Below are 12,984 nucleotides of genomic sequence, written 5' to 3'. Positions count from 1 at the left end.
GCGGACTAGGCCTGCTTGGAGGCGAGTTCGACGACGGTGATGTCAGAGGGGGCGCCGACCCGTACCGGCGGACCCCAGGCGCCCGCGCCGCGCGTGACGTACAGCTGGGTGTCGCCGTAGCGTTCGAGACCGGCGACCGTGGGGTTGGACAGTTCCGCGATGTAGTTGCCCGGCCAGAGCTGGCCGCCGTGGGTGTGCCCGGAGAGTTGCAGGTCCACGCCGTGCGCGACGGCCTCGTCGATGAGGACGGGCTGATGGGCCATGAGGACGGCGGCCCGTGAGCGGTCCCGGTCGCCCAGGGCGCGGCCGAAGTCCGGGCCCTGTCCCTCGCTCTCGCCCCCGATGTCATTGACCCCGGCCAGATCGAAGCCGTCGATCTCCACCCGGGCATTCTCCAGCGGGTGCATCCCCAATTCCCTTACGTGGTCCACCCATTGGGCCGCACCGGAGTAGTACTCGTGGTTGCCGGTGACAAAGAACGCGCCGTGCCGGGAGCGGAGGCCCGCGAGTGGCTCCGCCGCCGGACCGAGATCCGCGACCGATCCGTCGACCAGGTCACCGACGACCGCGATCAGGTCGGGCTGGGTCCGGTTGACCGTGTCGACGATCCGCTGGGTGTGCGCCCGGCCCAGGATCGGGCCGAGGTGGATGTCGCTGACCACGGCGATCCGGAAACCGTGCGCGGAGCGGGGCAGCCGGGCCAGCGGGATGGTCACGCGCTTGACCCTCGGGCCGCGCAGCACCCCGTACGTGCCGTACCCGACCGTGCCGAGCCCGGCGACGGCCGCGGCGCCCCCGACGGCCCGAGCGACGAAGAGCCGGCGCGAGGCGGAGGGGGCGGGGGGTGTGGAGGACGCGGGCGGCGCGGCCGTCCTGGTGTCGGTTCCGGCGCGCTCGGCCTCGGCCGCCGCCCGCCCGTTCCCCGGCGTGCGCGCGGTCTCCGGCGTGCGCGCGGTCTCCGGCGTGCGCGCGGTCTCCGGCGTGTGTGCCGGCTCGGCCCCGGCGTCGGCCCCGTCCGGTGTCGCCCGGCGCGCGAGCAGCCGGCGCAGCAGCGGCCGCACCGCCTCGCCGACCAGCAGGGCCAGCGTCAGGTAGAGCAGCGCGGCCAGCCACAGATAGCCCGGCCAGGCCAGCACCCGCTGGAGCCAGAACGGCGCACCCGAACGACCGGAGACCAGGGCGCCGACGCTCAGCAGCGGGAGTGCGTACGCCGCCACCGTGCCCGCCCGGCGCAGCCCACTGCCCGCGGCTGTGGTGTCACCGACGAAGCGGCGCCACACATAGCGGTGCACGGCGACGAGCAGCGCGAGGGCCACGATCGCCAGCAGAGCGAATCCAATGACTGCCACGTGCGCTGCCCCGCCCTTTTTGTCCGTATCCGGTCCGTACGAGGTACTGCGTCGCTACGCGGACCGGTCTCGCAACGCTCTGATGCCACGGAACCCGATCACGCCAACCGCCGTCCCCAGAAGAAAGGACGTGATGGCGAGCAGCAGATGCACCCAGAAGTACGCAGTAGGGTCACCCGCGTCGTCGAAGGCGAGACCGCTGCCGTCCTTCCACAGGTTCTTGACGAAAGTGATCCAGATGAACCAGCTCCACACCCCGAATGCGAGCAGGAACCAGGAGACGGGGCGGCTGAGCTTCATGGACTCAGTATCTCCGGCTCGCCGGGGCCGGCTCGCCCGGGGTGGGCTGTCCTGGGGTGGGCTGTCCCGGCGGTACGCACGGCGGGTCATACCGTCGGTGCCTATTTTCACATCAACTGCATGTACGTTTTCGACCGTGTCAGCTCTCAAGAAGACCGCGCTGGCGGTCACCTCTGCCGCTCTGCTGTCCGTTTTCGCCGTCAGCCCTGCCTCTGCGGTCTCCCAGGACAGCACCGACGACGCGCCGAAGCCGCCCTCGGACATGTCGCGGATCGGTGGCGAACAGCTCGGCCTGTCCGGCACCCAGGTGAATCTCGGCCCCGGGGCGCCGGTCCTGCCCAAGGGTCTGACCGGCAGATCGTGGATGGTCTCCGACGCCGAGAGCGGTGAGGTGCTCGCCTCGCACAATCCGCACTGGCGGCTGCCTCCGGCCTCCACCCTGAAGATGCTGTTCGCGGACACCGTGATGCCGGCACCGGCCCTGCAGCCGAAGACCCGGAAGTACACGGTGAAGGACGAGGACCTCGCGGACATGGGCGAGGGCAGCAGCCTGGTGGGGGTGAAGGAGGACCTCAGCTACACGGTGCACGACCTGTGGCTCGGCGTCTTCCTGCGTTCGGGCAACGACGCGGTGCACGTGCTGTCCGCGATGTACGGGGGCGTCCCGAAGACCGTCCACGACATGAACAGCCACGCCGAGGAGCTGCAGGCCCTGGACACCAACGTCGTGTCGCCCGACGGCTACGACGCCCCCAAGCAGGTGTCCAGCGCGTACGACCTGACCCTGTTCGCCCGCAGCGGGCTGCAGAACGCGGACTTCCGCGAGTACTGCGCGACCGGCACGGCGGAGTTCCCCGGCAAGAAGGAGAAGGGCGAGAAGCGGGAGGAGTTCGGCATCCAGAACACCAACCGGCTGCTCACCGGCGCCGACGGCGTCACCCCGTACAAGGGCATCGCGGGCGTCAAGAACGGCTACACGACGCACGCGGGCAACACCTTCACGGGTGTCGCGGAGCGCGACGGCAAGGTGCTGCTCGTCACCGTCATGCATCCGTCGTCGGAGGAGACGCACTCCGTCTACAAGGAGGCGGCGAGCCTGCTCGACTGGGGCTTCAGCGCGAGCGGCAAGGTGACACCGGTCGGCGAACTGGTGCCCCCGAAGTCCGCGATGCCCGACACCGGCACGGGCAAGGGCGCGGAGGCCGACGGCCCCGCCGCCGCCAAGGACGGGCACGGTGCGGCGAAGACCACCAAGGCCGCCGCCACGAGCGGTTCCGGCGGGGTCGGGGTCGCGCTGGGCATCGTCGGCGGGGTGCTGGTGCTGGTCGCCGGGGCCGCGTACCTGGTCAACCGGCGCTGGCCGCTGCCGGACCTGGTGCGCCGCCGCCCCCGCCCCTGACCTCCCCGACCCCGAGCCGGGTGCGCTAGGCCCGGGTGCTCCCGCCCCGGGCCTCGCCGCCGCCGGCCGGGGCGGCTGGGGCGTCCGGGGCGTCCGGGGCGTCCGGGGCAGCTGAGGCGTCCGCGGCCTCCGGGGCGCCCGAGGCTTCCGGGGCCGCGTCGCCCTCCACGGGGCGCGGCTCCTCGGCGTCCTTGCTGGGCGTCGCCGTCCAGGCGGCGCAGAACAGCAGCAGCTTCGCGGTGAAGTTGATCCACAGCAGCAGGGCGATCGGCACGCCGAACGCGCCGTACATGCTCTTCGACGCGACGCCCTTCATATAGCTGCCGAGCAGCAGCTTCAGCAGCTCGAAGCCGACCGCGCCGATCAGCGAGGCGACGATCAGACGGCGTCGCGGCGGCTCGACGCCGGGCAGCAGCGTCAGCAGGTAGAGCAGCAGCAGGAAGTCGGCGCACACCGCCACCGCCAGGGCCGCGATCCGCAGCAGCACACCGCCCGCGCCGTCTTCGGGAATGTTGAGCAGATCCGCGACCCAGCCGACCGCGACGGAGCCGACCGAGGAGATCGCCAGGGTCACCAGCGCCGCCCCGCCCAGGCCGAACAGCACCCCGGCGTCCTTGAGCTTGCGGATGACCGGATTGCCCTCGTCCAGATCGTCCATGTCCCACACCGCGCGCAGACAGTCCCGCATCGAGCCGATCCAGCCGATGCCGGTGAAGAGCAGCAGCGCACCGGCCACAAGGCCGACCGTGCCCGCGTGCGCCACCAGATTGTCGATGCCCAGCTGGTCGGAGATGCCGGGGACCTGCTCGGCGACCTTGTCCTCGATCTTGTCGAGCTGGCTGTCGGAGAGCAGCGCGGCACCGATCGCCGCGGCGACCGCGATCAGCGGGAAGAGCGCCAGGAAGCTGATGAACGTGATCGCCGCCGCGAGCCGCGCCCAGTGGACCCGTACCAGCGTTTCGTAACTGCGCCAGACGTGCGTCTCCATCAGCCGGGAGACGAGCGGACCGATGACGGGGAGTTTTTTCAGCCAGTCCATGACGTACGACTACCCTCCTCGCCACCGAAAACCGGCGTCCGGTCGGCCGCGTAGGAGATGACACCCTTTCAATCACCCATTTCGGTGAGTGTTGTAACAAATCCCTCAAAGGTGTTTTCTCGGGCGATACGGTCACCCTCATGTCTGTCGACACCGTGTCCCTGACCGGCTGGGGCCGCACCGCCCCGACGACCGCGCTGCGCTTCCGCCCCGGTAGTTACGAGGAGGCGGCGGCGACGGTACGCGGCTGCGGGCCCCGTGGCTCGATCGCCAGAGGGCTGGGCCGGGCGCACGGTGATTCGGCCCAGAACGCCGGGGGTTCGGTCCTCGACATGACGGCGCTGAACCGCGTCCTCGCCTTCGACGCCGGGACGGGTGAGGTGGTGTGCGAGGCGGGTGCGAGCCTGCACCGGCTGCTGGAGGTGCTGCTTCCGCTCGGCTGGTTCCTGCCGGTGACGCCCGGCAGCCGGTACATCACGGTGGGCGGCGCGATCGGCTCCGACGTCCACGGCGACGACCACCGCGTCGCGGGCTCCTTCTCGCGGCACGTCGTACGGTTCGAGCTGCTCACCGCCGACGGCGGCATCCGTACGGTACGGCCCGGCACCCCGCTCTTCGACGCGACCACCGGCGGCATGGGCCTGACCGGGGTGATCCTCTCGGCCACGCTCCGGTTCCACCCCGTCGCGACGTCCCTGATGTCGGTCGACACCGAACGGGCCGCCGATCTGGACGATCTGCTGGCCCGCCTCGCCACGGCCGGCGAGCACCACCGTTACGCGTCCGCCCGGATCGACCTGACCTCGCGCGGCCGGGCGACGGGCCGGGGCGTACTGACCAGCGGGGAACACGCCCCCTTGGACGCACTCCCGGCGCACGCCCAGCGCACACCGCTCGCCTTCCGCACCGCCCAACGGCCCGCCGCCTCCCCGCTCGGCTCGGGACTCGTCCCGGATCTCGTCTCGGGAGGGCTGGTCGGCCGCGCCGCCTCGGCCGCCCTGGCCGAACTCCGCCACCGCCGGGCGCCCCGGTCCCGCACCGGCGAGCTGCGGCGCGTCTCCGCCTTCTTCCACCCGATGGACGCCGTGCCGCACTGGAGCCCGGTCCAGGGGCGCGGCGGTCTCGTGCACTACGAATTCGCCGTCGGCCACGGGCAGGAGGAGACGCTGCACCGGATCGTCCGGCAGCTCTCGCGGCGGCGCCGCGCACCGTTCCCCGGCGTGCTCCGGCGGTTCGGTGCGGGCGGTCCCGGCTGGCTGTCGTTCCCGGTGCCGGGCTGGGCGCTCTCCCTCGACCTGCCGGCCGCCCTGCCGGGGCTGGCCCGCTTCCTCGACGGCCTGGACGAGGAGGTGGCGGCCGCGGGCGGCCGGGTCTGCCTGACGAACGACTCACGGATCCGCCCGGACGTGCTGGCCGCGATGTATCCCCGACTGGGCGACTTCCGTTCACTGCGTGCCGAGTTGGACCCGGACGGCGCGTTCAGATCCGACCTCTCGCGCCGGCTCTCGCTCTGACCGACGCGCCGCCCACGCCTCTCCGTTCCCCGCTTCCACTCGCTTTCCCCCGCCTTCCCTCGCCTTCTCCCCCTCCCCCTCCCCCAAGGAGCGTTTCCGTGAAGGATGCATTCGGTGCCCCGCAGTCCTTGCTCGTCCTCGGCGGCACATCGGAGATCGGGCTCGCCACCGCACGCCGCCTGATCGCCTGCCGCACCCGCACGGTCTGGCTGGCCGGCCGCCCCTCCCCCGCCCTGGAGTCCGCGGCGGCCGAGCTGCGCGGGCGCGGCGCCTACGTCCGTACCGTCGACTTCGACGCGCTGGACACCGAGTCGCACGAGACCACCCTCGGCAAGATCTTCACCGAGGGCGACATCGATATGGTGCTCCTCGCCTTCGGTATCCCCGGCGACCAGGAACGTGACGAGGAGGAACCCCTCTCGGCGGTCCGGGTCGCCCAGACGAACTACACGGGGGCCGTCTCCGCCGGGCTGGTGTGCGCGGGCGCACTCCAGGCGCAGGGGCACGGCTCGCTGGTGGTGCTGTCGTCGGTGGCCGGGGAGCGCGCACGGCGCGCGGACTTCATCTACGGGTCGAGCAAGGCGGGCCTGGACGCGTTCGCCCAGGGGCTGGGGGACGCGCTGCACGGCACGGGCGTGCACGTGATGGTCGTCCGCCCCGGTCCCGTGCGGTCGGCCGGTACGGCGGCGGAGACGCCGCTCGCGACGATCCCGTTCACCCGGACGCCCCTGGTCACCACGCCGGACGCGGTCGCGGCCGCGATCGTGACGGGGCTGCGCCGCCGCTCGGAGACGGTGTGGGTGCCGGGGGCGCTGCGGGCGGTGATGTCGGCGCTGCGGCATGTGCCGCGCCCGCTGTTCCGGCGGCTACCGGTCTGATCCGGCCAGCTCCGGGTCCATCGGCTCCGGGCCTGCCGGCTCAGGGTCTATCGGCTCAGGGGTGGAGCGAGGGCGCGTCCACGGAGCTGCCGCTCTGCGCGGGGAGGGCGGGCGCGCCGCCGCCAGCCGCGAACGGGAACTCGTTGATCTTGCGCCAGACGCTGTCCTGGCCCTGTTCGTACAGAGCGAAGGAACCGCAGGTCCAGGCGGCCTCGTAGTCGCCCAGCTCCGCGTACGCCCGGTCCATCGCCTCTTCGGAGATGTCGTGCGCCACGGTCACGTGCGGGTGGTACGGGAACTGGAGCTCGCGCACCAGCGGCCCCGACGCGTCCCGGACCCGCTTCTGCAGCCAGGAGCAGGCCGAGGCGCCCTCGACGACCTGGACGAAGACGACCGGCGAGAGCGGGCGGAAGGTGCCCGTGCCGGACAGCCGCATCGGGAAGGGGCGGCCACCGGACGCGATCCCGGCGAGATGCGCCTCGATCGCGGGCAGGTGGGCCGCCTCCGCCTCGGTCGGCGGAAGGAGGGTGACGTGGGTGGGAATGCCATGCGCGGCAGGGTCCCCGAAGCTCGCGCGCCGCTGCTGGAGCAGGCTGCCGTAGGGCTCCGGGACCGCGATCGAAACGCCGAGCGTTACGGTCCCCACGTCGTTCTCCTCAATCCTTGATGGTCTGTTTTCAGCCACCGACGGCCGCAAGCTTTACGCCGCCAGTGTGCCGCCTGTGGAGGTGGTACCGCCAGGGTCCTTGGACTCAGTGCTTCGCGGGCAGAAGACCCATGCGGTCGTAGGTCCGCGCCAGGGTCTCGGCGGCGACGGCCCTGGCCTTCTCCGCTCCCTTGGCCAGGATGGAGTCCAGCGTCTCGGTGTCGTCGAGATATTCCTGGGTGCGGGTGCGGAACGGTGTGACGAAATCGACCATGACCTCCGCGAGGTCGGTCTTCAGCGCACCGTAGCCCTTGCCCTCGTACTTCTGCTCCAGGTCGGCGACGGACGTGTCGGTGAGCGTCGAGTAGATGGACAGCAGATTGCTGACGCCCGGCTTCTCCGCGGGGTCGAAACGGATCACCGTGTCGGTGTCGGTGATCGCGCTCTTCACCTTCTTGGCGGTGACCTTCGGCTCGTCCAGGAGGTTGATCAGACCCTTGGGATTCGCCGTCGACTTGCTCATCTTCGCGGACGGGTCCTGGAGGTCGTAGATCTTTCCGGTCTCCTTGAGGATGTACGGGTCCGGCACGGTGAACGTGTCGCCGTAGCTGCCGTTGAACCGCTCCGCGAGGTTGCGGGTCAGCTCCAGGTGCTGGCGCTGGTCCTCGCCCACCGGGACCTGGTCGGCCTGGTAGAGCAGGATGTCCGCGACCATCAGCATCGGATAGGTGAAGAGCCCCACCGTGGTGCGGTCGGTGCCCTGCTTGCCGGACTTGTCCTTGAACTGCGTCATCCGGGCCGCCTCACCGAAGCCGGCCAGGCAGTTCATGACCCAGCCGAGCTGGGCGTGCTCGGGGACGTGGCTCTGGACGAAGAGCGTGCAGCGGTCCGGGTCGACCCCGGCGGCGAGCAGCTGGGCGACGGCGAGCCGGGTGTTGGCGCGCAGGGCCGCGGGTTCCTGCGGGACGGTGATCGCGTGCAGGTCGACGACCATGTAAAAGGCGTCGTGGGACTCCTGCAGGGCCACCCACTGGCGGACCGCGCCGAGGTAGTTGCCGAGGTGGAACGAGCCTGCGGTGGGCTGGATTCCGGAGAGCACACGGGGACGTTCAGAGGCCATAGAAATCATTGTCTCAGGTACGGAACCGATCTCGGGCAGCCGGTGTATGAAAGGTGTGAGGACGCAGGAGGGGGCTCTGCGGCCGGGCCGGAAGGGGGGCCGCGCCATCGATGACGAGGGCGCGGGCCGCGCTTTCGCGCCCCGCCGGAGGGCGGAGGCGGAGGATGTGGTGCGGTCCGCGTTCTTGCGGGCCTGCCGCCCGCCGGGCGGGTTCCGCGAGGACGCGGCGTTCCGGCCCTGGCTGTGGCGGATCGTCGTCAATGAGACCAGGAACACAGTCCGCTCGGCCGGCCGGCTGCGCGCGGTGGCCGGGCGCGCCGTGAAGTGAAGGTTTCCTCGCGGGCGATCCGACCGACGATACAAAGTGGGCACACCGACCCAATCCGCACGACGAACGGAGATCCCGTGTCGACCACGGAAGACGCCATCGCCTCCGCCGATGCGCACAGCGCGCACAACTACCATCCGCTGCCCGTCGTCGTCGCGACGGCGGAGGGTGCCTGGATGACCGATGTCGAGGGGCGGCGGTATCTCGACATGCTCGCCGGCTACTCCGCGCTCAACTTCGGCCACGGCAACCGCCGGCTGATCGAGGCCGCCAAGGCGCAGCTGGAGCGGGTGACCCTGACCTCGCGGGCCTTCCATCACGACCGTTTCGCCGAGTTCTGTACGCGGCTGGCCGAGTTGTGCGGCATGGAGATGGTGCTGCCGATGAACACCGGGGCGGAGGCTGTGGAGACCGCGGTGAAGACCGCCCGCAAGTGGGGCTACCGGGTCAAGGGCGTCCCGGACGGCATGGCCAAGATCATCGTCGCCTCTGACAACTTCCACGGCCGGACGACGACGGTCATCAGCTTCTCCACGGACCACGAGGCCCGTGCGGACTTCGGGCCGTACACGCCGGGGTTCGAGATCGTGCCGTACGGGGATCTGACCGCGCTGCGGGCCGCGATGACGGAGAACACCGTGGCGGTGCTGCTGGAGCCGATCCAGGGCGAGGCGGGGGTGCTGGTGCCGCCGCCCGGCTACCTCCCCGGGGTGCGGGAGCTGACCCGGGAGCGGAATGTGCTGTTCATCGCGGACGAGATCCAGTCGGGTCTGGGCCGGACCGGGAAGACGTTCGCGTGTGAGCACGAGGGTGTCGTGCCGGACATGTACGTGCTCGGCAAGGCGCTGGGCGGCGGCGTCGTGCCGGTGTCGGCCGTGGTGTCGTCGGCCGCCGTGCTGGGGGTGTACCGGCCCGGCGAGCACGGTTCGACGTTCGGCGGCAATCCGCTGGCGTGCGCGGTGGCGCTGGAGGTCATCGCGATGCTGCGGACCGGTGAGTTCCAGCAGCGGGCAACGGAGTTGGGCGACCACCTCCATCAGGAGCTGGGGCTGCTGGTGGGCGGGGGTGCGGTGGAGTCGGTGCGGGGGCGCGGGCTCTGGGCGGGTGTCGACATCGCCCCCGGCCACGGCACGGGCCGGGAGATCTCCGAGAAGCTGATGGACCGCCGGGTGCTGGTGAAGGACACCCATGGTTCGACGATCCGGATCGCCCCACCGCTGGTGATCAGCAAGGAGGACCTGGACTGGGGCCTGGAGCAGCTCCGCGAAGTCCTGCGCGGCTGACCACCGGGCTCCCCTCCGGCGCTCGGGACCCCAGTAGAGTCCCCGTGTGCTTCTGGGGATGATCTGCGCGCTCGGTTCAGCGGTCTGTTTCGGCACGGCCTCCGTCCTTCAGGCCGTCGCCGCGCGGGCCGCGGCCGAGCCCGGCGCCGGGGCGGGGGTCGATCCGGCGCTTCTGCTGCGGGCGGTACGGCAGTGGCGGTACGTCGCCGGGCTCGCCCTCGACGGCCTCGGCTTCGTGCTCCAGATCATCGCCCTGCGCTCGCTGCCCATCTACGCGGTCGGCGCGGCGCTGGCCGCGAGTCTCGCCGTCACCGCCGTCGTCGCCGCCCGCCTGCTCCAGGTGCGGCTGAGCTCCACCGAGTGGACGGCCGTCGCCGTGGTCTGCGCGGGCCTGGGCATGCTGGGGCTCGCCTCCGGCGGCGAGGGCCACCTGACCGGCTCGGACGCGCTGCGCTGGTCGATGCTCGGGATCGCGGTCGCCGTCCTGCTGATCGGTGCGGCGGCGGGCCGGCTGCCCGAGCGGGCCCGCGCACTGGTCCTGGGGCTCGGCGCGGGCTGCGGATTCGGCGTGGTGGAGGTCGCCGTCCGGCTCATCGACGACGTGTCACCGGCCGCGCTGCTGACCAACCCGGCCACGTACGCGCTGCTGGTGGGCGGCGGTTCGGCGTTCCTGCTGCTCACCTCTGCGCTGCAACGCGGCTCGGTGACGACGGCGACCGCCGGAATGGTCCTGGGCGAGACGATCGGGCCCGCCCTGGTCGGCGTCATCTGGCTCGGGGACCGTACCCGCGAGGGCCTCGGCTGGCTGGCGATCACCGGTTTCGCGGTGGCCGTCGCGGGCGCCCTGGCCCTGGCCCGCTTCGGCGAGGCCCCGGCACAGGACGACGCGACGGGCGACGCGCCTGCGGTGAGCCCGAGGTAGGGCCACCGTGCGGCCGGGGCCGCGCCCCCTACCGCGCGAGCGTGTCCAGGGCTTCCGCGACCGGGGCGGGGTCCAGGGGGCCGACGTGTGACGCTCCGGGGAAGTCGTGCACGCGGAAGCGGTTGCCGGGGGTGAACGCGTCGGCCTCCGCGATCATCCGGTCCTGGAGCGCGGTGGCGATCGTCCGGTCCCGGCCGAAACGCAGGTAGGTGCGGGGGATCCGTCCCCAGCTACCGGCCCGGCCGACGGCACGGCCCGCGTACGCGGCGACGGGCTCGTCGGTCTGCATGCCGGCCAGGATTCGGCGGAAGTCGGCGTCGGGGTAGTCCGCGCAGATCATCTCCTTCAGGAGGGCCAGCGCATGGCTGTCGCCCGTCCGGAAGTTGAGGCGCAGGACGCCGAGCCGGTCCGGGTCGCCCACTGTCAGCTCGACCGGGCTGACGGCGTCCGCGTTCTCGGGTGCCGCCGTGCAGTCGTCCGCCGAAGGCATGGCCCGGCTGGGGCAGAAGGCCGCCATGTAGCAGATGTGGTGGAGCAGATGCGGGACGGCGTCGGCGACACGGCTGACCGATACGCCGCCGAGGCTGTGCCCGACCAGCACCACCGGGCCGTTCCGTGCCGCCCGCCGGACGATGCCGGTGACGCGCGCCTCGTAGTCGTCCAGCCCGAGCCCCTTCAGCGGGGAAGGTTCGGCCGCCATCGCCTTGAGGTCCTGCCGCTGGTACGACTCCGGCACGAAGGCCTCCGCGCCGTGCTGCGGCTGGTCCACCGTGGCGACGCGGTGGCCGCGCAGGGTCAGCTCACGCGCGATGGGCGTCCAGAAGGCACCGGCGCTGTGGGTGCCGTGCACCAGCACGTAGGTGGTGGGCCCGCGACGCGGGTCCGCCGCAGCCGGTGAGGTCCCCAGCCCGGTGGCCAGTGCCGCGCCTCCGACCGCGAGCCCCAGCCCCGACCCCAGGCCACGCAGTGCCGTCCGCCGGGTGGTGCCCGTTCGTTCTTCGTTCGTCGCTTTCGTCATGAGCAAGACGCTACGAAAGGGCCGTTCGGCCCACCAGCGGCCCAACACCACCCCAGAGGTAGGCCCAACACCCCCTCCCGAGCACCGGTTACACCCGGCTCGTGTTCTCTACGCACAAGTGGGCCCCCGGAGTTGTCCGGGGGCCCACTCACGCGTCAGATCGGTGTGTCAGTGGCGACGGTGGCTCTGGTAGTAGCCGCCGAGCTGCTCGTGGTAACCGGCATCGCCGACGTGCTTGTCCTTGTCGAACTCCGGAGAACCCTTGATCTGGTCCTTGGTGAGATCGACATAGATCTTTCGCTCCGCCTGGTCGATCGTCTTCACGGTACCGGCCGGCAGCAGTACATGCTTGCCGAAGATCCAGACACCGGTGTCGACCACGAGATATGCGGAGTTGACGTCGTCCGAATGCTTGTCGACCTTTCCGATGCTTCCGTCGGTGGCCTCGACCTTGTATCCGATCAGGTCGGTACCCGCAGCGTGACCGGCAGTCGACGTGTAGCCCCAGATGTTCTCACTCATGTGCGTCTCCTCATCAGTAATGCTTCGCGGTCCGCGATCGAAAAGCATCGCAATCCGCAATGGCCTCACCCATATTTGGTGACGCGCTCTCAGAAAGGCGCCTGCCCCTCAGCTCGGATTCCAATCATGTCCGGCTGACCGGCACCCGCCGAGGGGGGGGGCGGGAGCGACCGGGAAGCCGCGTCGCAGTTGGAGACGAGTGAGGTCCACCCCAGTCAGAACTAAGCAGAGAGGGCGCTCGGACCTGGGCAGGGAGGGGGCTGCGCCCCAGGCGGGGGCTGCCGGGGAGACCGGCTCACCGGCAGTCCCCGCACCCCTGTCCTGATTTATTTCAGGAGAGTCGTGTGTGAAGTCGAACCCGAGGGGCAGACGGTCGGACAGAACAGCCTCCTGGCAGCCGCACAGGGGACTTCATACGTGCCAATAGATTCAAAGATAGGAACTGACATGATTCTCCTGGGGCTTATTCTGCTTATTGTCGGCCTGCTCACCAGCCTGGGACTGCTGACGACCATCGGTGGTGTACTCATCGTGGTCGGCGCCATCCTGTGGATCCTCGGCTCGACCGGCCGCGCGGTCGGCGGACGGAAGCACTACTTCTAGGTCGGGCCCTTGAGTGTCTAGCCCTCTCTGCGGGGCGTCCGAAAGAGCGTTGGGGCACGGGAC

Annotated in this window: 14 protein-coding genes; 7 read left to right on the top strand and 7 right to left on the bottom strand. The window is 70.9% G+C overall.

Annotation, left to right across the window (positions count from 1 at the left end):
* Positions 1–5: 5 nt before the first annotated feature.
* Positions 6–1,349, bottom strand: coding sequence for a metallophosphoesterase (locus ACFVQ0_RS10430; protein WP_390086475.1), 1,344 nt, complete (start codon positions 1,347–1,349; stop codon positions 6–8).
* Positions 1,350–1,403: 54 nt separating this feature from the next.
* Positions 1,404–1,649, bottom strand: a complete 246-nt coding sequence (locus tag ACFVQ0_RS10425) for an SCO4848 family membrane protein (protein ID WP_024492305.1) — start codon at positions 1,647–1,649, stop codon at positions 1,404–1,406.
* A 136-nt stretch (positions 1,650–1,785) separates the two neighbouring features.
* Between ACFVQ0_RS10425 and ACFVQ0_RS10420 the strand changes: the two genes are divergently transcribed.
* Complete coding sequence (locus tag ACFVQ0_RS10420) at positions 1,786–3,048, top strand: D-alanyl-D-alanine carboxypeptidase family protein (RefSeq protein WP_390086473.1); 1,263 nt, start codon at positions 1,786–1,788, stop codon at positions 3,046–3,048.
* A gap of 25 nt (positions 3,049–3,073) precedes the next feature.
* Here ACFVQ0_RS10420 and ACFVQ0_RS10415 read toward each other — a convergent pair whose 3' ends face one another.
* Positions 3,074–4,087 (bottom strand): YihY/virulence factor BrkB family protein, encoded by a 1,014-nt coding sequence (locus ACFVQ0_RS10415; protein ID WP_390086471.1) that lies wholly within the window; start codon positions 4,085–4,087, stop codon positions 3,074–3,076.
* A 140-nt stretch (positions 4,088–4,227) separates the two neighbouring features.
* On the opposite strand from ACFVQ0_RS10415, the gene ACFVQ0_RS10410 reads away from it, so the two are divergent.
* Positions 4,228–5,601, top strand: coding sequence for an FAD-binding protein (locus ACFVQ0_RS10410; RefSeq protein ID WP_390086469.1), 1,374 nt, complete (start codon positions 4,228–4,230; stop codon positions 5,599–5,601).
* Between the two features lie 98 nt (positions 5,602–5,699).
* Positions 5,700–6,479: a decaprenylphospho-beta-D-erythro-pentofuranosid-2-ulose 2-reductase gene (locus ACFVQ0_RS10405; RefSeq protein WP_390086468.1), complete on the top strand. Its 780-nt coding sequence runs from the start codon at positions 5,700–5,702 to the stop codon at positions 6,477–6,479.
* 55 nt (positions 6,480–6,534) lie between these two features.
* On the opposite strand, the gene ACFVQ0_RS10400 is transcribed toward ACFVQ0_RS10405, so the two are convergent.
* Both ACFVQ0_RS10400 and trpS read right to left on the bottom strand, forming a co-directional pair.
* The gene (locus ACFVQ0_RS10400; RefSeq protein ID WP_390086466.1) at positions 6,535–7,125 is read right to left on the bottom strand and encodes a 2'-5' RNA ligase family protein; all 591 of its coding nucleotides are present in this window, start codon (positions 7,123–7,125) and stop codon (positions 6,535–6,537) included.
* A gap of 106 nt (positions 7,126–7,231) precedes the next feature.
* The gene (gene trpS, locus ACFVQ0_RS10395) at positions 7,232–8,245 is read right to left on the bottom strand and encodes a tryptophan--tRNA ligase (RefSeq protein WP_311303655.1); all 1,014 of its coding nucleotides are present in this window, start codon (positions 8,243–8,245) and stop codon (positions 7,232–7,234) included.
* A gap of 46 nt (positions 8,246–8,291) precedes the next feature.
* Between trpS and ACFVQ0_RS10390 the strand changes: the two genes are divergently transcribed.
* The 3 genes from ACFVQ0_RS10390 (at position 8,292) to ACFVQ0_RS10380 (ending at position 10,778) form a co-directional block, all read left to right on the top strand.
* On the top strand, positions 8,292–8,573 hold the full coding sequence (locus ACFVQ0_RS10390) for a sigma factor (RefSeq protein ID WP_390086464.1): 282 nt from the start codon (positions 8,292–8,294) through the stop codon (positions 8,571–8,573).
* 77 nt (positions 8,574–8,650) lie between these two features.
* A complete protein-coding gene (rocD, locus tag ACFVQ0_RS10385) occupies positions 8,651–9,856 on the top strand; it encodes an ornithine--oxo-acid transaminase (RefSeq protein ID WP_390086462.1) in 1,206 nt (401 codons plus the stop codon).
* Between the two features lie 58 nt (positions 9,857–9,914).
* A complete protein-coding gene (locus tag ACFVQ0_RS10380; RefSeq protein ID WP_390087753.1) occupies positions 9,915–10,778 on the top strand; it encodes a hypothetical protein in 864 nt (287 codons plus the stop codon).
* A gap of 28 nt (positions 10,779–10,806) precedes the next feature.
* On the opposite strand, the gene ACFVQ0_RS10375 is transcribed toward ACFVQ0_RS10380, so the two are convergent.
* Positions 10,807–11,802, bottom strand: coding sequence for an alpha/beta hydrolase (locus ACFVQ0_RS10375; protein ID WP_390086461.1), 996 nt, complete (start codon positions 11,800–11,802; stop codon positions 10,807–10,809).
* A 162-nt stretch (positions 11,803–11,964) separates the two neighbouring features.
* The gene (locus tag ACFVQ0_RS10370; RefSeq protein WP_390086459.1) at positions 11,965–12,318 is read right to left on the bottom strand and encodes a PRC-barrel domain-containing protein; all 354 of its coding nucleotides are present in this window, start codon (positions 12,316–12,318) and stop codon (positions 11,965–11,967) included.
* 447 nt (positions 12,319–12,765) lie between these two features.
* On the opposite strand from ACFVQ0_RS10370, the gene ACFVQ0_RS10365 reads away from it, so the two are divergent.
* Positions 12,766–12,921: a hypothetical protein gene (locus ACFVQ0_RS10365; protein ID WP_390086458.1), complete on the top strand. Its 156-nt coding sequence runs from the start codon at positions 12,766–12,768 to the stop codon at positions 12,919–12,921.
* Positions 12,922–12,984 lie beyond the last annotated feature (63 nt).

Source organism: Streptomyces sp. NPDC057900 (genome assembly GCF_042887885.1).
In the GTDB taxonomy this organism is placed as follows: Bacteria; Actinomycetota; Actinomycetes; order Streptomycetales; family Streptomycetaceae; genus Streptomyces.
This window is presented reverse-complemented; position numbering and strand designations above follow the sequence as displayed.

Excerpts from the sequence above, each read along its gene's own strand:
- ACFVQ0_RS10425 (WP_024492305.1), bottom strand. The coding sequence starts at position 1,649 with ATGAAGCTCAGCCGCCCCGTCTCCTGGTTCCTGCTCGCATTCGGGGTG.
- ACFVQ0_RS10415 (WP_390086471.1), bottom strand. The coding sequence starts at position 4,087 with ATGGACTGGCTGAAAAAACTCCCCGTCATCGGTCCGCTCGTCTCCCGG.
- ACFVQ0_RS10410 (WP_390086469.1), top strand. The coding sequence starts at position 4,228 with ATGTCTGTCGACACCGTGTCCCTGACCGGCTGGGGCCGCACCGCCCCG.
- trpS (WP_311303655.1), bottom strand. The coding sequence starts at position 8,245 with ATGGCCTCTGAACGTCCCCGTGTGCTCTCCGGAATCCAGCCCACCGCA.
- ACFVQ0_RS10390 (WP_390086464.1), top strand. The coding sequence starts at position 8,292 with ATGAAAGGTGTGAGGACGCAGGAGGGGGCTCTGCGGCCGGGCCGGAAG.
- ACFVQ0_RS10380 (WP_390087753.1), top strand. The coding sequence starts at position 9,915 with ATGATCTGCGCGCTCGGTTCAGCGGTCTGTTTCGGCACGGCCTCCGTC.
- ACFVQ0_RS10370 (WP_390086459.1), bottom strand. The coding sequence starts at position 12,318 with ATGAGTGAGAACATCTGGGGCTACACGTCGACTGCCGGTCACGCTGCG.
- ACFVQ0_RS10365 (WP_390086458.1), top strand. The coding sequence starts at position 12,766 with ATGATTCTCCTGGGGCTTATTCTGCTTATTGTCGGCCTGCTCACCAGC.